Source organism: Kibdelosporangium aridum (genome assembly GCF_900176515.1).
GTDB lineage: Bacteria > Actinomycetota > Actinomycetes > Mycobacteriales > Pseudonocardiaceae > Kibdelosporangium > Kibdelosporangium aridum.
Genome location: NZ_FWXV01000003.1, coordinates 410,389 through 434,350 on the forward strand (window position 1 = coordinate 410,389; position 23,962 = coordinate 434,350).

General features: G+C 66.5%; 23 protein-coding genes. 11 read left to right on the forward strand and 12 right to left on the reverse strand.

Translation table 11 applies throughout. The annotated features are described in order from the left end of the window. Positions 1 to 17: 17 nt before the first annotated feature. Positions 18 to 2,714 carry an AfsR/SARP family transcriptional regulator gene (locus B9C43_RS20910; protein WP_084428584.1) on the reverse strand — a complete coding sequence of 899 codons (2,697 nt, stop codon included), beginning with the start codon at positions 2,712 to 2,714 and terminating at the stop codon, positions 18 to 20. Positions 2,715 to 2,816: 102 nt separating this feature from the next. On the opposite strand from B9C43_RS20910, the gene B9C43_RS20915 reads away from it, so the two are divergent. The 3 genes from B9C43_RS20915 to B9C43_RS20925 all read left to right on the forward strand — a co-directional run bounded on the left by B9C43_RS20915 (position 2,817) and on the right by B9C43_RS20925 (position 6,110). Further along, positions 2,817 to 3,398 carry an RNA polymerase sigma factor gene (locus B9C43_RS20915; protein ID WP_033392308.1) on the forward strand — a complete coding sequence of 194 codons (582 nt, stop codon included), beginning with the start codon at positions 2,817 to 2,819 and terminating at the stop codon, positions 3,396 to 3,398. Between the two features lie 138 nt (positions 3,399 to 3,536). Next, the gene (locus B9C43_RS20920) at positions 3,537 to 5,273 is read left to right on the forward strand and encodes a serine/threonine-protein kinase (protein WP_143446483.1); all 1,737 of its coding nucleotides are present in this window, start codon (positions 3,537 to 3,539) and stop codon (positions 5,271 to 5,273) included. A 60-nt stretch (positions 5,274 to 5,333) separates the two neighbouring features. Further along, entirely contained in the window at positions 5,334 to 6,110 is a 777-nt protein-coding gene (locus B9C43_RS20925; protein WP_084428586.1) for an FHA domain-containing protein, read from the forward strand. Here B9C43_RS20925 and B9C43_RS20930 read toward each other — a convergent pair. After that, the gene (locus B9C43_RS20930; RefSeq protein ID WP_084428587.1) at positions 6,081 to 6,968 is read right to left on the reverse strand and encodes an NAD(P)-dependent oxidoreductase; all 888 of its coding nucleotides are present in this window, start codon (positions 6,966 to 6,968) and stop codon (positions 6,081 to 6,083) included. The two genes, B9C43_RS20925 and B9C43_RS20930, sit on opposite strands and share 30 nt — an antisense overlap. Positions 6,969 to 7,024: 56 nt before the next feature. Next, positions 7,025 to 8,203 carry an MFS transporter gene (locus B9C43_RS20935; protein WP_084428588.1) on the reverse strand — a complete coding sequence of 393 codons (1,179 nt, stop codon included), beginning with the start codon at positions 8,201 to 8,203 and terminating at the stop codon, positions 7,025 to 7,027. A 93-nt stretch (positions 8,204 to 8,296) separates the two neighbouring features. Between B9C43_RS20935 and B9C43_RS20940 the strand changes: the two genes are divergently transcribed. The 4 genes from B9C43_RS20940 to B9C43_RS20955 are packed head-to-tail and all read left to right on the forward strand — an operon-like array spanning position 8,297 to position 11,595. Next, complete coding sequence (locus B9C43_RS20940) at positions 8,297 to 8,608, forward strand: ArsR/SmtB family transcription factor (RefSeq protein ID WP_084428589.1); 312 nt, start codon at positions 8,297 to 8,299, stop codon at positions 8,606 to 8,608. A 9-nt stretch (positions 8,609 to 8,617) separates the two neighbouring features. After that, positions 8,618 to 9,820 carry an RNA polymerase sigma factor gene (locus B9C43_RS20945; RefSeq protein WP_084428590.1) on the forward strand — a complete coding sequence of 401 codons (1,203 nt, stop codon included), beginning with the start codon at positions 8,618 to 8,620 and terminating at the stop codon, positions 9,818 to 9,820. A gap of 41 nt (positions 9,821 to 9,861) precedes the next feature. Continuing rightward, positions 9,862 to 10,947, forward strand: coding sequence for a heparan-alpha-glucosaminide N-acetyltransferase domain-containing protein (locus tag B9C43_RS20950; RefSeq protein WP_143446484.1), 1,086 nt, complete (start codon positions 9,862 to 9,864; stop codon positions 10,945 to 10,947). 18 nt (positions 10,948 to 10,965) lie between these two features. Beyond that, complete coding sequence (locus B9C43_RS20955; RefSeq protein WP_084428592.1) at positions 10,966 to 11,595, forward strand: LysE family translocator; 630 nt, start codon at positions 10,966 to 10,968, stop codon at positions 11,593 to 11,595. Here the strand turns inward: B9C43_RS20955 and B9C43_RS20960 are convergent. From B9C43_RS20960 to B9C43_RS20985, 6 genes are all read right to left on the reverse strand, one after another. Continuing rightward, the gene (locus tag B9C43_RS20960; RefSeq protein ID WP_084428593.1) at positions 11,563 to 12,387 is read right to left on the reverse strand and encodes an SDR family NAD(P)-dependent oxidoreductase; all 825 of its coding nucleotides are present in this window, start codon (positions 12,385 to 12,387) and stop codon (positions 11,563 to 11,565) included. The genes B9C43_RS20955 and B9C43_RS20960 overlap by 33 nt on opposite strands. Before the next feature lie 55 nt (positions 12,388 to 12,442). Then, complete coding sequence (locus B9C43_RS20965) at positions 12,443 to 12,991, reverse strand: TetR/AcrR family transcriptional regulator (protein ID WP_033392289.1); 549 nt, start codon at positions 12,989 to 12,991, stop codon at positions 12,443 to 12,445. 9 nt (positions 12,992 to 13,000) lie between these two features. Then, a complete protein-coding gene (locus tag B9C43_RS20970; protein ID WP_084428594.1) occupies positions 13,001 to 14,131 on the reverse strand; it encodes a peptidase MATCAP family protein in 1,131 nt (376 codons plus the stop codon). 78 nt (positions 14,132 to 14,209) lie between these two features. Then, a complete protein-coding gene (locus B9C43_RS20975) occupies positions 14,210 to 14,596 on the reverse strand; it encodes a universal stress protein (RefSeq protein WP_200825623.1) in 387 nt (128 codons plus the stop codon). Positions 14,597 to 14,659: 63 nt separating this feature from the next. Beyond that, complete coding sequence (locus B9C43_RS20980) at positions 14,660 to 15,928, reverse strand: SLC13 family permease (protein WP_200825624.1); 1,269 nt, start codon at positions 15,926 to 15,928, stop codon at positions 14,660 to 14,662. An 84-nt stretch (positions 15,929 to 16,012) separates the two neighbouring features. Further along, a complete protein-coding gene (locus tag B9C43_RS20985; RefSeq protein ID WP_143446485.1) occupies positions 16,013 to 16,309 on the reverse strand; it encodes a hypothetical protein in 297 nt (98 codons plus the stop codon). 105 nt (positions 16,310 to 16,414) lie between these two features. Between B9C43_RS20985 and dctA the strand changes: the two genes are divergently transcribed. After that, positions 16,415 to 17,686 carry a C4-dicarboxylate transporter DctA gene (gene dctA, locus B9C43_RS20990; protein ID WP_033392282.1) on the forward strand — a complete coding sequence of 424 codons (1,272 nt, stop codon included), beginning with the start codon at positions 16,415 to 16,417 and terminating at the stop codon, positions 17,684 to 17,686. On the opposite strand, the gene B9C43_RS55700 is transcribed toward dctA, so the two are convergent. Both B9C43_RS55700 and B9C43_RS21000 read right to left on the reverse strand, forming a co-directional pair. Next, positions 17,641 to 19,686 (reverse strand): sensor histidine kinase, encoded by a 2,046-nt coding sequence (locus tag B9C43_RS55700; RefSeq protein WP_200825625.1) that lies wholly within the window; start codon positions 19,684 to 19,686, stop codon positions 17,641 to 17,643. The genes dctA and B9C43_RS55700 overlap by 46 nt on opposite strands. After that, complete coding sequence (locus B9C43_RS21000) at positions 19,676 to 20,350, reverse strand: response regulator transcription factor (protein WP_084428598.1); 675 nt, start codon at positions 20,348 to 20,350, stop codon at positions 19,676 to 19,678. Before B9C43_RS21000 ends, B9C43_RS55700 begins: the two co-directional genes overlap by 11 nt. 94 nt (positions 20,351 to 20,444) lie before the next feature. Between B9C43_RS21000 and B9C43_RS21005 the strand changes: the two genes are divergently transcribed. The 3 genes from B9C43_RS21005 to B9C43_RS59615 are packed head-to-tail and all read left to right on the forward strand — an operon-like array spanning position 20,445 to position 22,943. Next, positions 20,445 to 21,827: a DUF2079 domain-containing protein gene (locus B9C43_RS21005; RefSeq protein ID WP_160096614.1), complete on the forward strand. Its 1,383-nt coding sequence runs from the start codon at positions 20,445 to 20,447 to the stop codon at positions 21,825 to 21,827. A gap of 9 nt (positions 21,828 to 21,836) precedes the next feature. Continuing rightward, on the forward strand, positions 21,837 to 22,811 hold the full coding sequence (locus B9C43_RS21010) for a glycoside hydrolase family protein (RefSeq protein WP_084428600.1): 975 nt from the start codon (positions 21,837 to 21,839) through the stop codon (positions 22,809 to 22,811). A gap of 3 nt (positions 22,812 to 22,814) precedes the next feature. Next, positions 22,815 to 22,943, forward strand: coding sequence for a hypothetical protein (locus B9C43_RS59615; protein ID WP_268811575.1), 129 nt, complete (start codon positions 22,815 to 22,817; stop codon positions 22,941 to 22,943). On the opposite strand, the gene B9C43_RS21015 is transcribed toward B9C43_RS59615, so the two are convergent. Further along, entirely contained in the window at positions 22,940 to 23,962 is a 1,023-nt protein-coding gene (locus B9C43_RS21015) for an NAD(P)/FAD-dependent oxidoreductase (protein WP_327222729.1), read from the reverse strand. The genes B9C43_RS59615 and B9C43_RS21015 overlap by 4 nt on opposite strands.

A 23,962-nucleotide genomic window follows, 5' to 3' on the forward strand; every position in this document is an offset into this window, starting at 1 on the left:
GGTTATCCCAGTGGTGGTCATCCCAGTTTGGCTCTGACCTCGTCGGCTTCCGGAATTCCGATCTGCTCGAACTTCTCGACCGCGCGTTGCCAGGCGATGTGGGCCGACTCGATGTCGCCCGCGTTCTTGTACGCGTCTCCCAGCGAGGTGAGGGCGATGGCCTCGGAGTGCCGGTTGCCCAGCTCACGGTTGACGTCGACCGACGACTGGTGGCAGACGATCGCGCGCTCGTGATCGCCGAGCCTGCTGTAGGCAAGCCCGAGGCTGTCCCACGTCTGTGCCGCGCCCACGCTGTCGCCGAGTTTCAGTTGCAGGTCAATGGCTTTCTGGCAGTAGTTGAGCGCGTCGACGTGCGCGCCGAGCAGGGCGTGCAGGAATCCGACGGCGTTGAGTGCCCGGCCTTCTCCCGGCTTGTGACCCGCCGCCCGGAACACGTCGAGGCAGTGCTGGGCGTACTTGAGCGCTTCGGCGTGCCGGTTCTCGCGTTCCAGCATCCAGCAGAAGCATTGCAGCACAAGGCCTTCACCGAGCCGATCGCCCGCTTTGCGGTAGAGGCCGAGCGCGACACCCAGCAGTTCGGCGCCTTCGTCCACCCGTCCGAAAAGGACGTGGGACGAGCCGATGAAGCACTGCGCGTACGCCTCTTTGGCCGGATCGCCCATCCTCCGTGCCGCTTCAAGCGCGGGCAGGAGCGCGCTGAGTTGCTCGTGCCGCAGTCCCCGGCGGGTGAAGTACCGGCGCAACGTCCATGCCAGCGACCAGACTTCCTCGTCGAAGCCGTGTGTCTGGTTGATGACGGCCAACATCACGCGGTATTCGGCGTTGAACCACGCCAATGCCCGCGCCTTGTCCGATATGGACTCCACGACGACATGGCCGGGAAGCTCAGGGAAGCCGGGCGGGTTCTCCCGGAACGGGTCGAGCAGGCGGTCCGCCCGATTTCCATTGTGGACGTAATAGCCGAGCATGCGCCGCCGGGCGGCATGCCGGTCGCTGTCCCCTTGGGCGAGTTCGGCGGCGTAGGCCCTCAGCAGGTCGTGGAACTCATAGCGGCCAGGGCTTTCCTCGGCGACCAGGTGCGCTCCGGCCAGCTCGGCCAACGGTGGGCGAACCTGCGCGACCGGCAGCCCGGCCATGCTGGCCGCCGCACGAATGCCGAAGTCAGGCCCGGGATGCAGGCCCAACAACCGGAACAGCCGCGCGCTGGTCTCGTTCAGCTGAAGGTAGGACCACGAGAACACGGCGCGGGGATCGGTCGCCGGATCGGCGCCGGATAACTCGTCCAAGCCTTCGCGCAGCTCGTCGGCCAGCGCGGCGAGGCTGAACTTGGGATGCGTCGCAGCCCGCGCCGCAACCACAGCCAACGCCAACGGAAGCCGAGCGCAGAGCCGGATGATCTCGTCCACCGCTTCGGACTCGGCCGCGACGCGTTCCGCGCCGATCCTCCGCACCAGCAGAGTGCGTGCCTCGGCGACGTCAAGCAGGTCGAGCATCAGCGGATGCGCGCCCTCGGCCACCAGCCCGGCAAGCTGATCCCGGCTGGTGACCAGCACGAGACACTGCGACGAACCAGGCAGCAGCGGGCGAACCTGCTCGGCGTCGCGGGCGTTGTCCAGCACGATCAGCACGCGACGGTCGGCCAGCAGACTGCGGTAGAGCCCGACCTGGGCCTCGAACCCCGCCGGAACCCGTTCGCGCGGCACGTAGAAAGCATCAAGGAACCCGCGCACGGCCTCAGCGGGCGCGACCGGCGTCCCCGTTGGATCGAACCCGCGCAGGTTCAGGTACAGCTGGCCGTCGGGGAAGTCCGCGCGCACCTGGTGCGCCCAGTGCACGACCAGGGACGTCTTGCCGACGCCCGCGGTCCCCGAGACCACGACGATCCGGGCCCGCTCGAGCTTGCCCAACTGTCCTAGTTGCTCTTCCCGGCCAGCGAACCCGTAGACGTCAGGCGGAAGTTGCGCGGGCGCGGCGCTGTTCGCCCGCCGCGGCTTCGGCAACTCGCCCCTGAGCAGCGAACTGTGCAGGGCCTGCAGTTCCGGTCCAGGGCCGGTGCCCAGTTCGTCCGCGAGCCGTTGCCGGATAACGGTGTAACGATCAAGCGCCTCCGCGTCCCGGCCCGCCGCGTGCAACGCTCGCATGAGGACGTGCTCGAACTGCTCGGCCAACGGGTACTCGGCAGCCAGATCGCGGAACACGTCGATGACCTGTGCGGGCCGCCCCAGCCGCAGCTCCACGTCACCCCATTGGACGATCGCATCGAGTCTTCGCCGCGACCAGCGATCCCGGACCTGATCGACCCATTCGCCCTGGACGCCCGCGAGGGGCGGGCCCCGCCACAGCGCCAACGCCTCAGCGAGCGTCGCGGCCTTGTCGGTGTCGCTGAGGTCCTTGCTCTGCTCGACCAGCTGCCAGAACCGGTGCATGTCCACTGAGCCGGGTGGGACGTCGAGGACGTACCCGGCGGGCCGGCGCTCCAGTCTTGCCGTGTCCTTGAGCAGCCTCCGGATCCGGCTGAGGTGCGAGTAGAGGACGTTGCGGACCTCGGCCGGTGGCGTCTCGTTCCAGACGCGGTCGATCAGCGTCTCGATCGGGACCGGTTTTCCGGCGTCCACGAGCAGGGCGGCCAGCACGGCTTGCTGACGTGGCGTTCCCACGTCGGCGAGCTTGCCTCCCGCCCTCAGCTGCACCTCCCCGAACAGCCGAAACTCCATGGATCTCGATGCTTGTCGGTCCGCAAGGTTGCTGCAAGGTCCGCGAGCAGGGCGTGGCGAAATCGTGAAGCCGGTCGGTTGCTCACCGAGCGGGGGAAGACGATGGTTCTGACGGCTCTTGTGCACGGCGCGACGCGCGGACAAGCCTGGGCGTGGGCGACGCTTGTCCAGCGATATCGGCCGCTGGTGTCGGCGATCTGCCGCAACCTCGGGATCACGGGCGTGGACGCCGACGACGTGGCCGGGACAGTGTGGCTTCGCCTGGTGGCGAACATGACGACGATTCGTGACCCGGAGGCCCTGCCGGGCTGGATCGTGACGACGACGCGGCGGGAGTGCTTGCAGATGCTGCGGGACCGGAGTCGCCAGGTGGCCCAGGAGACCGAAGACATGGCGGACGTGTCGTGCCCGGGGCCGGACAACCGGTTGCTGGTGGACGAACGACGCGACGCGCTGCGCGAGGCTATTGACGGACTGTCCGATAGGGATCAGCAGCTGCTGTCGATGTTGTTCGCGGATCCGCCTATTCCGTACGCCGAGATCAGTGCGCGGCTGGGGATGCCTATTGGAGCGATTGGGCCGACCAGGCAGCGGTGTCTTGCACGGGTACGCCGGAGTCCGGGTATCGCCGCGCTGCTGGTCAACGAATGTCACGCTAATAGGAGGCGGGCCGAAGCGGTTTGATACAGGGTTTCGGTCCGGCTGAGGTTCGGCTCAGGGTTCCGGGTACTTGGGTGCGGCCGGCTGGGGCGGCGCTCGTCCTGTTTCATCTGCCCCGGATGTCCGAATCGGGGACTAGGCCGTGTGGCCTATGGTTGGGGCGTGCGCTCTCGTCGGTTGATCGCCGGTCGTTATCGGCTGGAAGAGCAGCTCGGCTCCGGTGGAATGGGTGTCGTGTGGCGGGCCACCGATGAAGAGCTTGGCCGCGTTGTCGCCGTCAAACGGGCGCTTCCGGTCGCCGGTGCACAGGCCAAGCTGCTCAAACGGGAAGCCAAGGCCGCCGCGCGGGTGAATCACCCGAATGTGGTGACGTTGTACGACGTCGTCACTTCTGGCGATGAAGTGTGGCTTGTCATGGAATACCTGCCTGCCAGCACCTTGGCCGGACAGGGTGTGTTGCCTGCGGGCCGAGTCGCGCAGATCGGTGTGCAGCTCGCCGATGCGTTGACCGCGATTCATGCCGCCGGTGTGCTGCATCGGGATGTCAAGCCGAGCAATGTGTTGATGACCAATGACGGGCGGCCGAAGCTCACTGATTTCGGGGTCTCCCGCAGCGTCCACAATGACATCACGGTGAGCAGGACCGGCGGTCTTGATGGGACGCCCGGATATCTCGCACCCGAAGTCGCCCGCGGCGAGGACGCTACCTCCGCATCGGACGTTTTCTCGCTCGGTGCCACGTTGTTCGCGGCGGTCGAAGGTGTGTCGCCGGTCGGTAAAGCCGACAACCCACAGGTATTGGTGTGGCGTGCTGCTCGTGGGGACATCGCGGAATCGCACGGGCCGCTCCGGCAGGTGTTGTCCGCTTTGCTCAAGCCTGATCCGCGTAAACGGCCGACTGCCGCGCAGGCCAAGCAGATGCTTGAGGCCGTCGCCAACGGCATTCGCCAGCGGCCGCCGATCCTGGCAAGGGCGGCGATCCTGCTCGTTCTCGTGGCCACTTGGGGTTTGCTGAGCTATCCGAGTGAGTCTGCCTCCGCCGCTTCTCCCACTGTCGGGGATCCGCACACCGTCGATCCTTGTTCCTTGCTCGACCCGGGGGAACTGAAGCGGTTCGGCAATACCGATCTCGATCCCGACTACGGCAACTTCAACCGCTGTGACGTGCTCATCCGGCCCGAGGAAGGTCCTGGTGAGGTCGATGTCCGGCTGACCTTCGAGCTCGTGCCCAAGACCGGCGAGGTTCCGCCTGGCCAGATCGAACGGGTCGGTCTTGTCCAGGTGGTCAGGCATCCGATCTACAGCGACTCGTCGTGCATGCGCAGTTTGGTCATGCCGGACAAGCGTTACGCCATCCCGATCACCGCGAAGTTCAACCGGACCCGTTTTCCCGTCGACCTCTGTGCGGTCGCGGAGTCTGCCGTGAGTACCGCGCTCGACAGGCTGAAGGGCACCATCCCGCGTCGCGTGCTGCCACCGGCGCCGGACTCCCTGATCAACGTCGATGCCTGTGCCATGCCGGATGCGGACATTCTCGCGCTGTTCCCCGGCGTCGACGCGAACAACCCGGAGCCCGCGTTCGGCGACTGGGAATGCCGCTGGCGCAGCACGACAAGCAACAGCACGTTGATGGTCATCTTCGATCAACGGGATCCGCTCAACGCGAGCGACGGCAAGCAGACGACCTTCGCAGGCCATCCCGCGGCCGTGGAGGACAACGGATACGGCGACAACACGTGTGTGTCGTACATCCAGCACCGCGAGTACACCAACGACGATGCGCGGCCGGCCATCGAGGCGTTGATGGTGGTCGTGTTCGGCCAGCAGACAGCGGACGGCCGGCTTTGCAAACTCGTCACCGACATCTCCGAACCGCTGGCGGCCAAACTGCCTGGTTGAGCGTTCGGGAGGGCTCCCACACGAAAGGGGTTAGCTGTGGTCATCGGAAGGAGCAAGCCCATGACCGAGACGCTCGCGCCCGGGCACAGCAGCCTCGCCCTCGGTGTCCCGCCCGCGACGCCCGGAACGATCTACGCGCTGGCGATCGCCGGTGGCATCGTGTTCGGACCGCGAGAAGGCCGCACGATCCTGTTCGGACGCAACCGGCCGGAAGTACACGTGTGCATCGGTGAGGACGACCGCCGGGTGAGCAGGCAGCACGGTCTGCTCACGCACCAGAAGAACCAGTGGTGGGTGAGCAACACCGGCAGGTTGCCGATCCGGCTGCCCAACTCACGGCTGCTGTTCACCAACGAGGAGCCGATTCCCCTGGTCGAGGGCTACACGCCGCTGTTCGTCGGCGGCTCGGGCGGCCGTGAGCACCTGCTTGAGCTCTACGTGACCGGCTCCGACGTGCAAACTCCGACGTCACGGCACCTCGACCCGACGCATCCGCCGAAGACCTGGCGCCTCGACCCGACCGAACGCCTCGCGTTGGTCGTCCTCGGCCAGCGGTATCTGCTGCACGAAGCCAGGCCACAGCCGTTGTCGTGGACACAGGCGGCGAACCAGCTCGCGCACCTCCAGCCGGACGCGAACTGGACGGCCAAGAAGGTCGAACACCTGGTTGTGAAGGTCCGAGCCCGGCTGTCCAAGGACGGCGTGGCCGGCCTGACCCGTGAGGAGATGGACGAGCCAGTCGGAAACTCGTTGAACCACAACCTGATCCGCGAGTTGTTGACCAGTACGACGTTGGTGCCGCCGGACCTACGCCTGCTCAACCACCCCGACGACTGACCTCGCCTCGATCGCCTTGATGACCGCTGCCATGTCGGCGCCCGCGTAGCCGAGCGCCGATGTCTCGCTGAACAACGCCTCGCAGACGTCCATCAGTGGCGCGGGAATGCCCGCTGCCTTGGCGGCGTCGGTGATCAGCCGCGTGTTCATCCACACGTCGTCGATCGCGGCCTGCACCGAGTAGTCCTCGGCCAGCAGCTTGGGTCCCTTGACCCGCATGATCGGGCTGGACATCTGCCCGCCGGCCAGGACGTCGACGAACGTGCCGAGATCGAGCCCGAGCCGTTTGGCGAACTGGAAGGACTCGGCCAGCCCGGTCACGGTGGCGATCAGGAACACGTTCACCGACAACTTCATCCGAAGCCCGTTGGGAACGGCCCCGCACACGACCGTGTCCCGGCACATCGGCGCGATCAATTGCCGGACAACGTCAACGGCATCGGGATCGCCCGCGAGCATCGCGACCAGCTCGCCATTCTCAGCCGGGACACGGGATCCCGACACGGGCGCCTCGACATAACGGCCACCGGCCGCACGGATGTCGTCCTCAAGCCCTTGGGAATACGCCGTTTCGGTCGTACCCATGTGGACGATGATCCGCCCGGCGACCTTCTCGGCGAACTGCGGCGTGCCCCTCGTGAGGACCTCGTCGATCGCCGAACCGTTGGCCAGCATGAGGATGACCACGTCCGACCGCTTGAAGACCGTCGCCGCGTCCGGCGCGAGCTCGGCGCCAGGCAGATCCTTGCCCGCGGTCCGATTCCACACCAGCAGCGAAGTCCCGGCCTTCACGAGGTTGCGCGCCATGGGGATGCCCATGACGCCCAACCCGATGAACCCGACAGAAGGTGCTCCCATCCCGCCAGTCTGGCAGCGAACCGCAAGCCAGGTGGTCCCTGAAACAAGGGCCAATACTAGTCGGCCAACGCCAGCTCGGGCGCCGGCTTGCGCTCCGATTTGGACGGACGACTGGCCAGCAGCAGGAAGACCAGCGCCACGGCGGCCACGATCGCGGCGATCGGCGGCAGTGCGGTGAGACCCGCCGAGTTGATCACCACACCGCCGAAGATGCCCGACAGCCCGACGCCCAGGTAGATGGCCGAAGCGTTGAGCGACAACAACAAGCCACTGTTCGCAGGCGACAGCTCGATCAGCCAGTTCTGGATCGGCGGGTTCACCGACCAGGTGAACACGCCCCACAGGAACAGAACCACGCCCGCGGCCACCGCGGAAACTGCGGTCAACGGCAACGTCGCCAGCAACCCGACGAACACCACGAAGATCACCAGCAGTGGCCGCTGGCTGCCGAACTTGTCCGTGACCCGGCCGCCCAGGTTGTTCCCGATCGCACCACCGATGCCGTAAACCAGCAGTAAGATGCTGACCGTGGTGCCGTGCACGCCGGCGGTTTCGCCAAGCAGCGGAGCGATGAACGTGAACACGCTGAACGCGGCCAAGCAGCCGAGCACGGTCATCCCGAGCACGTACTGCACCCGCCGGTCGGCCGCGATGGTGAACCGGTCCCGCAGCCGCACAGCGGGCGGCGCGGCCACAGCCGGAATGCCGACCTGCACAGCCACAGCGCCCAGCAAGGACACCAACGCCACCAGCGCGAACACGCCGTGATACCCCAGGCTGGCGCCGATCAGGCTGCCCGCGGGCACCCCGATGATCAGCGCGAACGTCAGTCCCCCGAAAACGATCGCGACCGCCCGGCCCCGGTGGTCCGGCGGGTTCAGCGTCGTCGCGACCATCGTGGCAGCCGGTGTGAACACGGCCGCACCGAGCGCGCTCACCACGCGAGATGCGAGTAGCAGCTCGTACGTGGGTGCGATCGCCGCGAGGCCATTGCCGAGAGCACTGACCAGCAACGCGACGACCATGAGGCGTCGCCGTTCCCAGCGTCCGGTAGCTGCGGCGAGCAACGGCGAGGCGATCGCGTAGGCGATGGCGAAGGCCGTCACAAGCTGGCCCGCGGTCGCGGACGAGACGTTCAAATCCCGGCTTACCGCAGGTAGCACGCCAGAAACGATGTATCCGCTCGTCCCGACGGCGAAGGCACCTGCGGCGAGCAGATAGGTGCGTGGCGACATGACTCTCCCCGAATGGGCTCTTGTTCGATAACCACCGTACTACGACTTCCATCAAACTACGATGGTTATCGAACTTCCATTACCATTGAGGTCATGACCGAGCTGCCACACCCAGCGCGCGACGAAATCCGCATCGAGGCGGTGCTGCATGCGCTCGCCGACCCGGTGCGGCTGCGGATCGTCAAGGCACTTGCCGAGCTCCCGGACGGTGAAGCCATCGCTTGCGGCTCGCTCGACCTGTCGATCAGCAAATCGACGACGACCCACCACATCCGCACGCTGCGCGAGGCGGGCGTGGTCAGAGTGCGGCCTGAAGGCACCAGCCGGATGACGGCCCTGCGTCGTGACGACCTCGACGCGCTCTACCCAGGCATGATCGACGGGATCGTGAACGCGCCGCGTTAACTTGGTCACGTGAGCGAGATCGAGCGGGTCTTCGCCGAGGAGTACGGACGTGCGGTAGCGGTGCTCGTACGGGTCTTCGGCGACATCGACATCGCCGAGGAAGCGGTCCAGGACGCGTTCACCGAGGCCGTCAAGCGCTGGCCGGACGCGGGCGTACCGCCCAGCCCGGCCGGGTGGATCATCACAACCGCCCGGAACCGGGCGATCGACCGGCTCCGCCGCGAGTCGCATCGCGAGGACAAGCACGCGCAAGCCGCCTTGTTACAGGCGCAAGACGACACGCTGGACGAAGGCCCTGTTCAGGACGACCGGCTCCGGCTGATCTTCACGTGCTGCCACCCGTCGCTCGCGACAGCCGCCCAGGTCGCGTTGACGCTCCGGCTGCTCGGCGGCCTGACCACCGCCGAGATCGCGCACGCGTTCCTGGTGCCGGAGCCGACCATGGCACAACGGCTGGTCAGGGCCAAGGGCAAGATCCGCGACGCTCGCATCCCCTACCGGGTGCCGTCCGAGGCTGACCTGCCAGAGCGGCTGTCCGCCGTGCTCGCGGTCGTCTACCTGATCTTCAACGAGGGCTACACGGCCAGCTCGGGCGAGCGTCTCGTGCGCGAGGACCTGTGCGCCGAGGCCATCAGGCTCGGCCGGCTGCTCGCCGAACTCATGCCAGGGGAACCCGAGGTGCTCGGGCTGCTCGGCCTGATGCTGTTGATCGAGGCTCGCCGGGCCGCGCGGACCACGCCGCAGGGCGATCTCGTCCTGCTCGCCGACCAGGATCGGTCGTTGTGGGACAAAGCTCTCCTGGCTGAAGGCCGCCAGCTCGTCCGGGAATGCCTGCGCCGCAACGAACCAGGGCCGTACCAGATCCAGGCCGCGATCAACGCCGTGCACAGCGAGGATCCGACCGACTGGCGACAAATCGTCCAGCTGTACGACCATCTTCTTGCGTTCACGCCGACACCGGTCGTCGCGTTGAACCGGGCGGTCGCGGTGGCCGAAGTGGACGGTCCGGCCGCCGCACTGTCCCTGGTGGACGGACTGAAACTGGACAAATTCCACCTTTTCCACGCGATCAGGGCCGATCTGCTCCGCCGGCTCGGTCGCGTCACCGAGGCGGAGGCGGCCTACGACCGTGCGATCGAGCGTGCCGACAACGCGCCGGAACGTGACCATCTGCGCCGGGCGAAGGAAACTCTGTCGAGATCGACAGGTTGACACTCAGGTGGCTTTCAGGTTCGTTCGCGACCCTGAAGGACGTGAACCAACGGATCGCCGGGATCGACCTGGCACGAGGTCTCGCCGTGTTCGGCATGTTCGCCGTGCACGTCGGACCCGACCCAGCACGAACACAAGGTCTGCTCGGCGATCTGATGCAGGCGACGCACGGCCGCTCGTCGGTGCTCTTCGCCACACTCGCCGGGCTTTCGCTGGCGTTGACCACCGGCAGGCAACAGCCGGACGTCACTGCCCGCGACTACCTCAAGATCGCGATCAGGGCGGTGGTCCTGGTGGCGCTCGGCACGTATTTGACGTTGCTGGGCACCAACATCGCGGTGATCCTCGCGTACTACGGCACGTTCTTCGTGCTGGCGATGCCATTCCTGCGGCTTCGCGCGCCCTGGCTGCTCGGTATCGCTGGTGTGCTCGCGGTTGTGGGTCCGTTTGTGGCCATTTTGTCCAAACAGACGTGGACGACGTGGAGTGGTGACCCACTCGAACAGATCAGCGGCCAAGGCGTGTTGCAGTTCCTGCTCACCGGCTTCTACCCGGCGGTCACGTGGATGCCTTACGTACTGGCCGGAATCGCACTCGGCAGACTGGACCTGACCTCACCGAAGCTGCGGATGACACTGCTGACCGCCGGGCCGTTGATGGCCATCGCCGGTTACGGCGGTTCAGCGATCGCCGTCTCGCAGTTCGGCGGCAGCGTGGTGCCGCAACCTCTTTCGTTCCTGTGGCTGCTGGAGTCCACACCGCACAGCAACACCACGTTCGAAATCGTGGGTGCACTCGGCATCGCGATGTTCGTGCTGTCGTGCTCGTTGTACGTGGCCGAGTGGATCCCCGCACTGGTGCGCCCGATCACGTCGGTCGGCTCGATGTCGATGACGCTCTACACCGCGCATCTCTTCGCGATCGCGGGCCTGACGGCGGCGGCAGTCGAGATCGACCCGACGCTCGAGCTGATTCTGTTCATCTCGGTCGCGAGCCTGTTCGCCACCTTGTGGCTGATGCTGTTCCGCCGTGGACCGCTCGAGTACGCGCTGCGGGCCCTCACACAGCTGGTCCCCGCGCAGACACCACCACGTCCTCGGGTAAAGAGTTTGCCCAGCACTCGATGAGGATGTTGGGATGCCGGGATGGAGCTGACCGTCCTGCTGGCGTTCACCGTCGCATCCGCCCTGATCAGCCTAGCACCGGGGCCGGACATGATGTTCATCATCGCCAACGGGATCGCCCGCGGCCGTAGGGCCGGGGTGATCGCCGCGCTGGGGATGTCCACCGGCATCGCGATCCACACGGTCGCCGCCGCCGCGGGCCTCGGCGCCCTGCTGGCCGCCGCGCCCGTGGCGCTGGACGTCATGCGCATCCTCGGCGCTGTTTTCCTGGTCTACCTGGCCATCACCACACTGCGCGCGTCACGTAAAGCGGCCGCGGCACCCGAAACGCCCGTGCCGCAACGGTCCCTGCGCAAGATGTACGCGATGGCCGTACTGACCAACCTGTCGAACCCGAAGGTGATCCTGTTCTACCTCGCGTTCTTCCCGCAGTTCATCCACCAGCCCGGGTGGCCCGCATGGGTGCAGTTCCTGGTGCTTGGCGGAATCCTGATCTGTGTCGGGTTGTGCGTGGACGCCACGGTCGGGTTCGTTTCCGGCGCGTTGTCCGAATTCCTGGTGCGGCGCCCGGCGATCCGGCGCTGGATGGACCGGGTGTCCGCGGCGATCTTCGGTGCGCTAGCGGTTCGCCTGGTCGCCAATCCCCAATAGCTGCTCGGTCTTCGTCCACAGGCGCGCGGCGAGCTCAGGGCTGGTTCCCCTGGGCTGCCGCCGCTTCAGCCGGCTGAAGTACGCACCGTTGACCGACTGCGCGTCCGCGACCGTTGCCAGGTGCACCAACGGTCGCGCGCCCTGTTCCGGCGTGAGCGCGAGCTTGCCGATGGGTGAGCGCAGCACCAGCTTGAACAGACTGTTGTCACGGAAGAACTCCGAACCGACCGGGCCAGGGTGGAACGAGCTCGCGGTCACGCCCGTTCCTTGGACACGGCGCGAAAGTTCCTGCGTGAACAGGATGTTGGCGAGTTTGCTGTTGCCGTACGAGCGTTGCGCGCCGTACTTGTGGGTGTCGAAGTTGAGGTCGTCGATGTCCAGGCGCGCAAAGCCGTGTGCCGCACTGGCAGTTGTGATCACGCGTGCTTGCGGCGCGGCTTTGAGCCGGTCCATCAGCAGGTGCGTGAGCAGGAACGGCGCCACGTGGTTGACCTGGAACGTGAGCTCGATACCGTCCGGCGTAAGCACCTTCTTGCCGCTGATCAGCCCGGCGTTGTTGGCCAGGATGTCGATCTGCGGGTAGTCCAGCTCGTCCGCGAGCCTGCGGACGTCGTCGAGCTTGGCGAAGTCCGCGAAGTACGGGGTACCGCCGATCTCCTTGGCGATCTTGGTGGTCTTCTCCTTCGATCGGCCGACCACGGCCACATTCGCACCCAAGGCGGCCAGCTCGCGCGCCCCGGCCGCACCGATCCCGGCACTCGCGCCGGTCACCACGACAGTCTTGCCGTCCATGAAGCCCCCTAAAAACGGATAATGTATCCGCTAGGGTATCAGAGAACCGGATGAGCTATCCGCTAAGGCCCCTGATCAGCACGGACACGTACACGTCGGCCCGATCGGGGTCCAGTTCGACGGCGCGTTCCAGGCCGGCCATCAGGTTGCGGACGTCCTCGCCGGTGATCTCCGGCCGAATCACGCCGGCGGCCCTCGCCCGCTCGAGCAAGTGATCCGCCAGGCGCCGCATCTCGGATTTCGCGTGCGTGGTCCGCTCGTCGGCGTCCTCGATCGCGCAGATCACCTCGGCGAGCCCGCCCGACGTGCACAACTGCAGGTCAAGAGTGCGCCGGAGCAGGAACTCCATCGCCGCACGGATGTCCTGCATCTGCGACGCCTGCTCGGTGAGCTGCACCATCGTCGCCAGCTCCTTCCCGACCACGGCCTCGAGCAGTGCGCGCGGAGTCGGAAAATGCCGGTACACCGTGCCGACGCCGACGCCGGCTTTCCGCGCGATCTCGTTGAGCTGGAGGGAGACATTGCCCTCGGCGACTTCAGCCCGCGCCACCTCGAGCACCCGCTCACGGTTGCGCGCGGCGTCCGCCCGCAGATTCGTCACCACGCTCCAAGCCTAACTCCGGATCATCGCCAGCTCTGCCGGTGTGAGTGGGCTGCGGTACGCGGCTCGCAGGACCTTGGCGATGATCTCGCTGTCCTTGGTCTCCGCCAGCGTGACGAACCAGTCCGCACCGGCCGGATATGCCCATTGATAGGACCGTAGGAGGACATCCGTGCTCCGGTCGCTCAGCATCCGGCCGATCGTCTCATCAGGCCAGAACGGCACGCGTTGCTTGGCGTGCTCGAGGCAATCGGGCACGCTCACGTCGTCGTTGATCGCGAGGTGCAGCTCGGAGCTGACCAGCTGAAGGTAGTAGTCCAATCGGAGGTGCGCGATCAGCGCCTCGTCGTGCGGCGCGACGAACAACGGCAGTGCCTGCGCCAAACCTTCAAGCAGCACCTGATGGTTCGCGTGCACGGACAGGACACGCACCCACGGCACGTCTTCGGCGCAGCACCGCGCCGAGTAGCTCGCGCTTTGCAAGGCGTGTCCCAGGATTTCGTGCAATGAAAACTGCCTCGCCTGCACGTCAGTGAACCGCGCGTTGCGCATGTTCAAACGCAGCCGGGCATCCTGGCCTGCGCCGTCCAGCCAGTACGACCAGTACGCGTCGATGTCCGCCGTCTCGATGCTGAGGTTGTACGGTGCCGTAGTGCCCGTTGCCTTTCTCACCAACGGTTCGAACTTGGCTGCCGCGGCACGTAAGGCATCCGGTATTTCGTCGGCCGTCAGGTTCTGTTCGGAGTCAAGCAAATCCCGCCGCGTCGTCGGACCCCACTCGATTCCCAGGTCTTGCATGGCTTTGCGGGCCTGCTCGCCGCGCCACGTCACGTATTCCGAGCTCCAGCCGGCGACTTCGACGCCCTGGGTCCGCCGGACGAACTCACGCAACGGCAGTCGCTCTCCCAGCAACGCGCCGAGATAGGCGAGATGACAGTCGATCCTGTCGGCAAGATCGTCCGTCGCTTCGGCCTTCAGGCGTAACAACTCTTGATACGCGTGGACGCGGCCATTCACCTTGCCGACGTCGCCTTTGCCTTGGCGGCAGTCGTAGTCGATGACCGGCGGCGCCCCCACCGAGATCTCATAGGCGTTCCAAGCGTCCAGAACGTCCTCGATCTCGTCGCGCAGACTCGTTGCCACGCGGCAAACCCTAGCGATCCAGCCGCCGCACAACCTCCGCCATAAGTCGGCACTTGCCCGATTTGTACATAGTGGACGCTATGCGGGTGGCCACACGAGCAGGACCGGACAGGGCGCGTGGTCGACGACGAATCGGCTTGCGTGGCCGAGGCTTCGCGGGCCCGGGTGGCCGCGGTCGCCGTCGCGGGCCAGCACCAGCAGATCGGCGGTCTCGGCCGCCGCGACCACTTCTCGTTCGATCCGCCCGGTGCGCCCGACACGGGTGCACGGCCGGCCGAGCCGCTCGGCGGCGGCGGCCAGAAGGTGTCCGGCAGACGTGGCGGCGAGGCTTTCCAGCGCTGTGCCGGGGTCGCGTTCGGGAGAGTGGCGACCGAACAAACCGGCGAAGGCACCGTGGGCGGCACCAGGCACGTCCGCGCCACTCACGTGCAGCAGGATGATCTCGGTGTCGTCAGGTGTGTGCACGCGGGCAGCATCCACGCACGCCGGCCATGTGCCCTCGACAACCCAGACGACCACAGCCATCGCCTAGCCTCCGATCAGTCGCAACGACCCCCACAGTGCCACTACGGCCAGGATCAGACTCAACGGCACGGTCAGCAGGCCGAGCCGGGTGAACTCGCCGAGGTCGACTTCGTGGTTGTGCTGACGCACGATGCGCCGCCACAGCAAAGTGGCCAGCGAACCGGCGTAGGTGAGGTTGGGGCCGATGTTCACGCCGAGCAGCACGGCCAGTACCGCTCCTGGTCCGGCCGCGACAGTCAACGGCAGGAGCACCAGCACGGCCGGCAGGTTGTTGATCACGTTCGCCAGCACGGCCGCGAGCGCCGCGACGGCGAGCAGTGCGAGCAGCCCGGTACCGCTGGGGATCAACTGTCCCAGCCAGTCACCGAGGCCGTTGTCGACCACAGCGCGGACCACGATTCCCAACGCGAGGACGAAGGCCAGGAACGGCAGTGCCGCCGAGCGGACAATGGTTCGCACAGTCGTGCGGCGGCGGGCCAGCCCTCGTACCGCCAGCACCAGCGCACCGGCCATGGCGGCCCAGGCTGGGTCAATCCCGACCGCGGACGTGACCACGAATCCCACCAGCGTCAACACGACCGTGATCAAGGCGAACACCGGAACCTCGGTCGGCTCGCCAACGTGGGGCACGGCCATGCCCGCGTCCAGATCAGCAGCGAAGAATCGCCGGAAGACGAGGTACTCGACCGCGATCGCCACAAGCCACGGCAACGCCATGACCGCGGCGAACCGCGTGAAACTCAACCCGCTGGCCGCGAACGCCAGCAGGTTGGTCAGATTGGACACGGGCAGCAACAGAGACGCGGTGTTCGACAGGTGCGTGCACGCGTACACCGGCGGTTTGGGGCGAACTCCGGCTCGGGCAGCGGTCGCGTACACGACCGGGGTGAGCAGCACGATCGTCGCATCCAGGCTCAGCACCGCGGTGATCAGCGACGCGAGCACGAACACCCCGCTCAGCAGCCGCCGTGGCCGCCCACCGGCGGCTCGGGCAAGCGATCGGCCACAGGCTTGGAACAGGCCCTCGTCGGCGCAGAGCTGCGCCAATACCAGCACTGCGGCCAGGAATCCGATCACCGGCGCCAGCCGCTCGGTCTCGTCGACGGCGTTGGGCACCGAGATCGCCCCGGTGACGATCGTGATCACCGCGGCCGGGACCGCGACCAGCGCCTCCGGCCATCCCCACGGACGGACCACGGCACATGCCAGCACGAGCAGAAGCAGCACGATCGAGCCGAATTCCGCCAGCCACCCGCTCAGGACCAGCTCCATTCACTCGACCACTGCTTTACGCGACCACTGCCTTCCAGTACATGATCGAACCACGTTCACGACGGGCGCGAGGCCCGCGGCGACCTAGATCTCGGGCTGCACGGGACGACCGCCGAGGCGCACCCGCAGCTCCTCGAGAAAGCGCGGATCCGCCTGTTCCACCTCGACCAAGTCGACCTCGGCCGGTAGCGCGGCCGCGCACTCCAGCAGGTACTTCACGGCTTCGGTGACCAGGCGGTCGCGGTCGATGCCGGGGATCACCAGGTCGTGCAGAAGGGAATCAGGCACCAGGACCTGGTGGTGCGTGGTCAGATCGCCGTCCCTGATCTCCACCGCGAACCGATGGTCGTCGATGTCCAGCACGCGGACCGCCTGACTCATGGATCACAGGTACCCCGTCCGACCCGTAGCAACCGCGTTACCCCGGGGAAACACCGGCAGGTTTCCCTTTCGTGGAAGAAAGTTTCCACTAAGAGGAGGACTTGGATGCGTGGCATGCACCGGTCGATGTTCTTCCAGGTGCTGGCCGGGGTCGTGGCCGGGCTGGCGGTCGGTGCGATCTGGCCGGGCTTCGGCGCCGATCTCAAGCCCATCGGGGACGGGTTCATCAAGCTGATCAAGATGATCATCGCCCCGCTGATCTTCTGCGTGGTGGTCACCGGGATCGCGAAGGTGGGCGACCTCAAGGCGGTCGGCCGGATCGGCCTGAAGGCGATCATCTACTTCGAAGTCGTCACCACCGCGGCACTGGCCCTCGGCTTGCTCGTGGGCAACATCGTCGGCCCCGGACACGGGATGAACATCGACCCGAGCACGCTGGACCCGAACGCCGTCGAGCAGAAGACCGGCGGCGCGCACCTGCCCGGCACGGTCGAGTTCTTGCTGAACATCATCCCCTCCAGCGTGGTGAACGCCTTCGCCACCAACAGCTTGCTGCAGGTCCTGCTGTTCTCGGTGCTCTTCGGGGTCGCGCTGGCCGCGTTCGCCGAGCACTCCGGGCCGTCGCTGGTGCTCAAGATGCTGGACGAGCTGACCCAGATCATCTTCCGGGTCGTCGGCTACGTCATGAAGCTCGCACCCCTCGGTGCCCTCGGCGCGATGGCGTTCATCGTCGGCCAGTACGGCCTGTCCTCCTTGAGCGCTTTCGGCATGCTGATCGCCGCTTGTTACGGTGCCGCGATCCTGTTCTGCCTGGTCCTGGTAGTGATCGCCAAGGTGGGCGCCGACGTGAACCTGTGGAAGTTCATCCGGTTCACGCGGGAGGAGTTCGCGCTGGCGCTGGCCACGGCGTCCTCGGAGTCGGTGATGCCGCGGATGATGGCCAAGCTGGAGCAGGCGGGCTGTCAGAAGGCCGCGGTCGGGCTGGTCCTGCCGACCGGGTACTCGTTCAACCTGGACGGCGCCTCGATCTACCTGTCCCTCGCCACGGTGTTCCTGGCACAAGCAGTCGGCGTGCCGCTGTCACTGGGTGATCAGATCGTCATCGTGCTGGTGCTCATGCTGACGTCCAAAGGCATGGCGGGCGTTCCCGGCTCGGCTTTCCTCGCCCTGTCGGCGACGCTGGCCGCGGTCGGGTCGATCCCCGCGGCCGCGGTGTCGTTGCTGCTCGGCGCCGACCGGATCATGGACTCGATGCGCGTGTTCACCAACCTGCTCGGCAACTGCGTGGCCACGTTCGTGGTGGCCCGCTGGGAAGGACTGTTGAACCGGGATCAGCTGGACGAGGCCTTGGGGAAGGAGGCCGTGAAGACCGCGTGATCACCGACCGTGAGCGTGCCGCCGTGCCGGACAGCGATCTCCCTGGCGATCGCCAGGCCCAGCCCTGCTCCACCGGCGTCGCTGTCGCGTGCCTCGTCGAGGCGGGTAAACCGGTCGAACACACGCTCGCGGTCGGCCTCCGCGATTCCCGGCCCGTCATCGGCCACTTCAAGGATCTCCCTGTCCTCAGTGGACCTCACGCGCACGGTGACGGTCGAGACGGCGTGCCTCGTAGCGTTGTCAACAAGGTTACGCAGCAAGCGATCCAGCTGTTTCGCGTCACCGGTGACGAACGCGGGGCCGTCAACGATCAGCTCGGCGCAGTCGACGTAGCCGTGTGCCACTTCGGACAGATCAACCACGGTTGTCGGCAAAGGCAGCGCGGAATCCAAACGCGCCAACAACAAGAGATCCTCGGCAAGGGCTTCGAGCCGCCGGGTGTCGGTCACGGCGTCGCGCACGACCGCCAGCCAGTCCGCCTGATCAGGATGATCATGCGCCACCTCGAGGACTGTGCGCAGGCTGGCGATCGGGCTGCGCAGTTCGTGTGCCGCGTCCGCGATGAACTGCCGCTGCACCTTGACGGAGTTCTCCAGCCGGTCGAGCATTTCGTTCAACGTCAACGCAAGCCGGGTGATCGCGTCGCGCGTCGGCGGCACAGACACCCGGCGGTCCAACGCACTGGTACTGATCTCGTTTGCCTGTTCCCGGATCTTTTCCACCGGTCGCAAGGCCCGCGTGGTGCCCAGCCACGCCGCGAGTCCGATGAGGACCATCGACGCCGGGACAGCCGGAATCAGGAGCCGGTCCATGGCCACTGCGGGATTGCGGTCGGTCTTGGTCACCTCGAAGGTGTAGATGGCGGCCGTGCCCCGTGGCGTCGACACCTCGCGTTTCCACACGTTCACCGGTGGAGACACCTGGGGCAGCAACGACCGGATCCACTTCCTGTCGTCATCCGACAACTGGACGACGTCGCCGGGGAACATCACCTGTACCACGTTTTCCTTCGGCGCGGGAAGAAGAGCACGACCGATCTGTGTCTCCGCCGCGGCGACAGCCGGACTGGACTCCGTCTGCCCATTGGCGTACACCACTTCGTAGAGATACGCGGTCGACTCGTGGACTGTCGGCACGATCGGAACGCCCAGGTTCAGGGAGATCGCGATCGCGTTCACGGCGGCATCAGCTGCTCTGGTCTCAGCCATGAACCGTGCCGTGTTCACGTCGTCCACGGCGTGCCGCAGCCACACAACACCTGCGATGAGTGGGCCCACGGACATCAGTGTCGCGGCGATCCCGGCACGGACACCGATCGACAAACGGCTCATCCCCAACCGCCGGATCGGAATGTCCACACGCCGTTGCAACGAGTGCGCACTGATGTCGGCGGCTTGCACCCGGATCCACTCCACCGGACGCAACGCACGGGCAGCCGACGCCCACGCCACAAGGACCACGAGCAGCGCGGCAGCCGGAACCCCTAGCCACAGCACGATGTCCAGATCGGACGCCGACGTCGGCCCCGGGTAACCGAGAGGGACGTAGAACGCGATCCGCCCTTGGCCATCGTCGATCGTCTTGACATAGACCTCCCCGGCCGGCCACGAGGTGCTGTACCCCGGCCGGACGGTCGTCTGCACACCCGGGAATCGGAAGATCCGGCCCGCACTGTCGTCCTGGGTCGGCGGTGGCAGCATCGGCCCGCCGATGGCGTCCTCGATCGACTTGATGTCATTTCCCGAGCCCAGCACGCGTCCGTCGCTGTGCACCACTTCGAACACGCCGTCGCGGGTGTCGATGGGCTTTCCGGCTTGCCAGACCGCGATCAGTGAATCCGTGAGCGCTTGCGCCCCCGCCACATCGGCTTCGTTGCGGGAGTCGTCCAGACTGCCGATCGAAAGCCGCAGCCACAACGCGCCAGCGGTGAACAGCACGAGTGCGATCAGCCCGGCCGCGACGGCCGCCCGCACACCCGTGGACCACGACTTAATCGACACGGCCGACCAACCGATATCCCATACCGCGCACCGTTTCGATGCTGTGCAGCCCGAACGGCTGGTCGATCTTCCGGCGCAACGCGCTGACGTGGACCTCGACCACGTTGACATCCCCCTCGTAGTGTTCGTCCCACACGTGCTGGAGGATCTCGTCCTTGCTCAGCACCAGGTTCGGCCTGCGGGCAAGGCACTCCAGGATCGCGAATTCCCGCGCGGTCAGGCTGATTTCCCGCCCACCACGGCGAACCGTGCCCGATCCGGGGTCGACGACGAGATCGTCCACACACAACTTCGCTGGTGCCGCGTGGCCCCGTCGGAGCAACGCCCTGATCCGGGCGATCAGCACGACGTACGAGAACGGCTTGGTCAGGTAGTCGTCCGCGCCGGTGTCCAGGCCTTCAGCCTCGTCGTACTCGCCGTCCTTCGCGGTCAGCATCAGAATCGGGGTGGTCACGCCAGAGCGGCGCAGCTCGGCGCACACGCGGTAGCCGTTCATCCCGGGCAGCATGATGTCCAGCACGATCGCGGAATACGGCCGCTGCTCGGCCATCCACACCGCGTCGGGGCCGTTGTGCACGACATCGACGGTGAACGCGTTCGCTTCAAGGCCGCGTTTGAGCGCAGCGGCCAGCCGCCGCTCGTCCTCGACCACCAGAATTCGCATCACCGCTCACCCAACCACTCCGTGATCGACTTGCTGAAGGCGTCTTCAGCGAGCTTCAGCCGTGCTTCAGCACGCTGTTCCCAGTGTGGGCCGCGTGCTGATCACTCGTCCCACTTCAGTCACCCTCCGTGTCTGGCCGTTGGCGTTCGTATTCTTCACGCTCTACGGCCTGCTGTCGGTCACCAATCACCGTCAACTCGGTACAACCGGCTTCGACCTGGGCATATTCGAGCAGATTGTCCGGGCTTACGCCGGGTTCGAGGCACCGGTGTCGGAGCTGAAAGGCCCCGGTTTCGTGATGCTGGGTGACCACTTCCACCCCATCCTGGCCACCCTGGCGCCGCTGTACTGGATCTTCCCCAGCCCGATCACGCTGCTGTTCGCGCAGGCCGGTCTGCTCGCGGTGTCGGTCGTCCCGGTCACCCGGATCGCGATGAGCATGGTGGGCCGCCAGGCCGGGTTCGTGATCGGGGTGGCGTACGGGCTTTCGTGGGGCCTGCAGACCACTGTGGACTTCGACTTCCACGAAGTCGCGTTCGCCGTGCCGCTGCTGGCGTTCGCGATCGAGCGGCTGCTGCGCGAAGAGTGGACGGCTGCGGTCTGCTGGGCCGCACCGCTGATCCTGGTCAAGGAGGACTTGCCGCTGACTGTCGTGGCGATCGGCGGGTACCTGTGGCTCAAGGGCCAGCGGCGGCTCGGCGGCTGGGTGATGGCGTCCGGTCTGGTCAGCTTCTTGCTGATCCTGAAGGTGCTGATCCCAGCGATGAACCCGGCCGGGGTGTACGGGTTCGCCGGTGATCTCGGCAAGGGGTTCAGCTGGCTCGACCTGCCCGGCAGGCTGTTCGACCACGACAAGAAGCTGGTCCTGCTGCTCTCGGTGTTCGCGCCGACCGCGCTGCTCGCGTTGCTCTCACCGGTGAGCCTGATCGCCGTACCGACGCTGCTGTGGCGCCTGCTGTCGGTCAACCAGTCGCACTGGGAAGCAGGTTTCCACTACAACGCCGTACTGATGCCGATCGTCTTCCTCGCGCTGGCCGACGCCCTGGCCAAAGGCAAACTGATCCTGCCCGCGCAGACGTATCGCAAGGCGCTTCGGGTGGTCCTCTCGGTCTGCGTTGTCGCGTCAGTCATCGGGATCACCACGCTACCGCTCAGCAAACTCACCAACGCAACGACGTGGCAGGCGGATCCCCGGGTCGCTACCGCGCACAGGTTGATGGACATGATCCCGGACGGTGCCACGGTCGCCGCGTCGAACCGGCTCGCACCTCAGCTGACCGACCGCACCACGGTGCAGTTGTTCCCCGCGATACGGCCGCGTACCGCCACGGACGCGGAGTGGATCGTGGTGGACACGCACTTCGCGAACTGGCCGACGTCGGCAGCCGCACAAGCCGCCGAGCTGGCCGGACTGCGCGAGACAGAATACCGGACAGTTGCCGAGCAAGATGGTTACATTTTGCTCAAACGTGCTTGAATAATACGTATGACCATGAGCCGTCGCCAGTTGTTGACTTCCACCGCCGGTGTCGCCTTGGGACTCGGAGCGACCCCGGCGGAGGCCGCCCCCGCAGGCTTCCCCGACTACAAGTACCTGCGCCTGGCACTGGTGAAGAGCAAGCTGAAGTACAACCCGACGAACGAGCTGATCTTCCCGTGCATCCGTGGCACCAAAGGACGTATTCCCAACGCATTGGGGGCGTACTACCTGTACTACGCGCCGCACGACGCACCAGGCGGCATCTGTCTGGCCTACGCGAACTCCCTTGAGGAGGAGTTCACCGAGTACCCGAACAACCCGATCATCTCCCGGAACTGGCCAGGCGAGTACTCGGTGTCGCATGTCTCGTCACCGCACGCGATGTGGAACGACGCAGCCAAGCGGATGTACCTGTACTTCCACGGTGAGAACACGGTGACACGCCTGGCCAGTTCGGCCGACGGCATCAATTTCCGCTACGAGAAGGAAGTCCTGTCGACCAGGCTCATCCCCAACAGCACCGAAACCTCGTACGCCCGCGTTTTCCAGCACTCACTGCCGTCCCGCAACGCCAGCTACGTCATGGTCTTCATGACCAACACCAGCGCGAACCACCGGGACATCGGCTGGGGCTGGTCGGCGAACGCTCGCGATTGGACGTTCGCGCAGACCCCGTTGATCCGGCACACCGACGTCGGCGCGTCCGACATCTCCGGCCCACATCTGTTGTTCCGCAACGGCAGCGTGTACGTCGCGTACCACACCGACATCGGCAGCGGCGGAAACATCCTGATCACCGAGGCCGGTGCCGATTTCTCGCAACGCCGCCACCTCGGCATCCTGCACGACTCGCTGCCCGGCGCACCCGACAACGGCCGCAGTGCCGCACCGAGCTTCGGCACCTACAACGGCCGCGAGTACATGATCTACGAGGCCGGTACCCGGCTGGAGGGCAACATCGCCATCGCCAGGGCCGGGTAAGGCATGGATGAGATGCAGCTGATCCGCGAACTCGGCGACGAGACCCTGTTGGTCACCACCGAGGAACTCGCGCCCGCCCGGGCCCGTCTCCTTGCCGCCGGCAAGCCGCGCCGGACAAATTCGGGACGCTAGAAGCGATCGGGGCGGCAACCCGACAACGCCGCTTCGACGGTGCCGTCGACCAACTCCCGCGCGACAAGGCGGCCCATGGCTGGGGCGAGCGTGACCGCCGCGTGCATCACCGCCAGGTAGAGACCGGGTACATCGGCTACCGGACCGACGATCGGCTCGCCGTCGGCCGGCATTGGCCGTACTCCGAGTCGTGTGCTGAGCAGCTCGACGCTCCCGGCACCGCGGAAAGTGGACCGGACGGCGGCAACGGTTCGTTCGGGCGAGTCCGCGGCGGCGATCAGTCTGTCCGCGGTTACCTGCCGCAGATCGAAGTCCTGAGTGTTGACCACGGTGCGGACCAGACCCGCCGGCGAGCGAAGCCGGAAGAGCGGGCACGGCGACGGCTCGACCGGGACGCGAACGCCGAGCGGCGCGCCCAGCGCGGCCGTGGCGACACCGGCGGCCAACACCACAGTCGTAGCGGAGAGGGGCCCTACGGCCGTCTCGACCCCGGCAACCTGGCCCGCTGCATCCCGGCGGACCGCGGTGACCGCAGTGTCCAGATGTACCTGGGCGCCATGGTCGCGCGCGCCCGCGACCAGCCGCTCGGTCACGCCCACCGCGTCGACGGCGCCGTCGCCGGGTGCCCATATGGCCCACTCCGGCGGATGCCGAAGGTTGGGCTCGAGCGTCATCACGGTGGCCGCGTCCACAATCTCCTGCCCGGGACCTGCCTCCGGCGCGCCGCCCGCCGCGCGCCAGCTCAATGAGCCGGACCAGATCACCGGAAGTCCCGGCAACTCAGCCTCAATACGGCGGTACTCATCCGTCGCGGTGGCCCGAATCCCGGCCGCCGGACCGGCACGCACGCCAGACGCGCCAACCCAAGCGAACGAGTCCGCCGTCACGCCGGCACCTGGCCGCCCGGCATCGACCAACGTCACGGTGGCACCCGCACAGGCGGCGTGATAAGCCACCGACGCACCGACGATGCCAGCCCCGACAACGACTACGTGCCTACCCACCGATGCGCTCGACAC

Excerpts from the sequence above, each read along its gene's own strand:
- B9C43_RS20910 (WP_084428584.1), bottom strand. The coding sequence starts at position 2,714 with ATGGAGTTTCGGCTGTTCGGGGAGGTGCAGCTGAGGGCGGGAGGCAAG.
- B9C43_RS20915 (WP_033392308.1), top strand. The coding sequence starts at position 2,817 with ATGGTTCTGACGGCTCTTGTGCACGGCGCGACGCGCGGACAAGCCTGG.
- B9C43_RS20925 (WP_084428586.1), top strand. The coding sequence starts at position 5,334 with ATGACCGAGACGCTCGCGCCCGGGCACAGCAGCCTCGCCCTCGGTGTC.
- B9C43_RS20930 (WP_084428587.1), bottom strand. The coding sequence starts at position 6,968 with ATGGGAGCACCTTCTGTCGGGTTCATCGGGTTGGGCGTCATGGGCATC.
- B9C43_RS20935 (WP_084428588.1), bottom strand. The coding sequence starts at position 8,203 with ATGTCGCCACGCACCTATCTGCTCGCCGCAGGTGCCTTCGCCGTCGGG.
- B9C43_RS20940 (WP_084428589.1), top strand. The coding sequence starts at position 8,297 with ATGACCGAGCTGCCACACCCAGCGCGCGACGAAATCCGCATCGAGGCG.
- B9C43_RS20955 (WP_084428592.1), top strand. The coding sequence starts at position 10,966 with ATGGAGCTGACCGTCCTGCTGGCGTTCACCGTCGCATCCGCCCTGATC.
- B9C43_RS20960 (WP_084428593.1), bottom strand. The coding sequence starts at position 12,387 with ATGGACGGCAAGACTGTCGTGGTGACCGGCGCGAGTGCCGGGATCGGT.
- B9C43_RS20980 (WP_200825624.1), bottom strand. The coding sequence starts at position 15,928 with ATGGAGCTGGTCCTGAGCGGGTGGCTGGCGGAATTCGGCTCGATCGTG.
- B9C43_RS20985 (WP_143446485.1), bottom strand. The coding sequence starts at position 16,309 with ATGAGTCAGGCGGTCCGCGTGCTGGACATCGACGACCATCGGTTCGCG.
- dctA (WP_033392282.1), top strand. The coding sequence starts at position 16,415 with ATGCGTGGCATGCACCGGTCGATGTTCTTCCAGGTGCTGGCCGGGGTC.
- B9C43_RS21000 (WP_084428598.1), bottom strand. The coding sequence starts at position 20,350 with ATGCGAATTCTGGTGGTCGAGGACGAGCGGCGGCTGGCCGCTGCGCTC.
- B9C43_RS21010 (WP_084428600.1), top strand. The coding sequence starts at position 21,837 with ATGACCATGAGCCGTCGCCAGTTGTTGACTTCCACCGCCGGTGTCGCC.
- B9C43_RS59615 (WP_268811575.1), top strand. The coding sequence starts at position 22,815 with ATGGATGAGATGCAGCTGATCCGCGAACTCGGCGACGAGACCCTGTTG.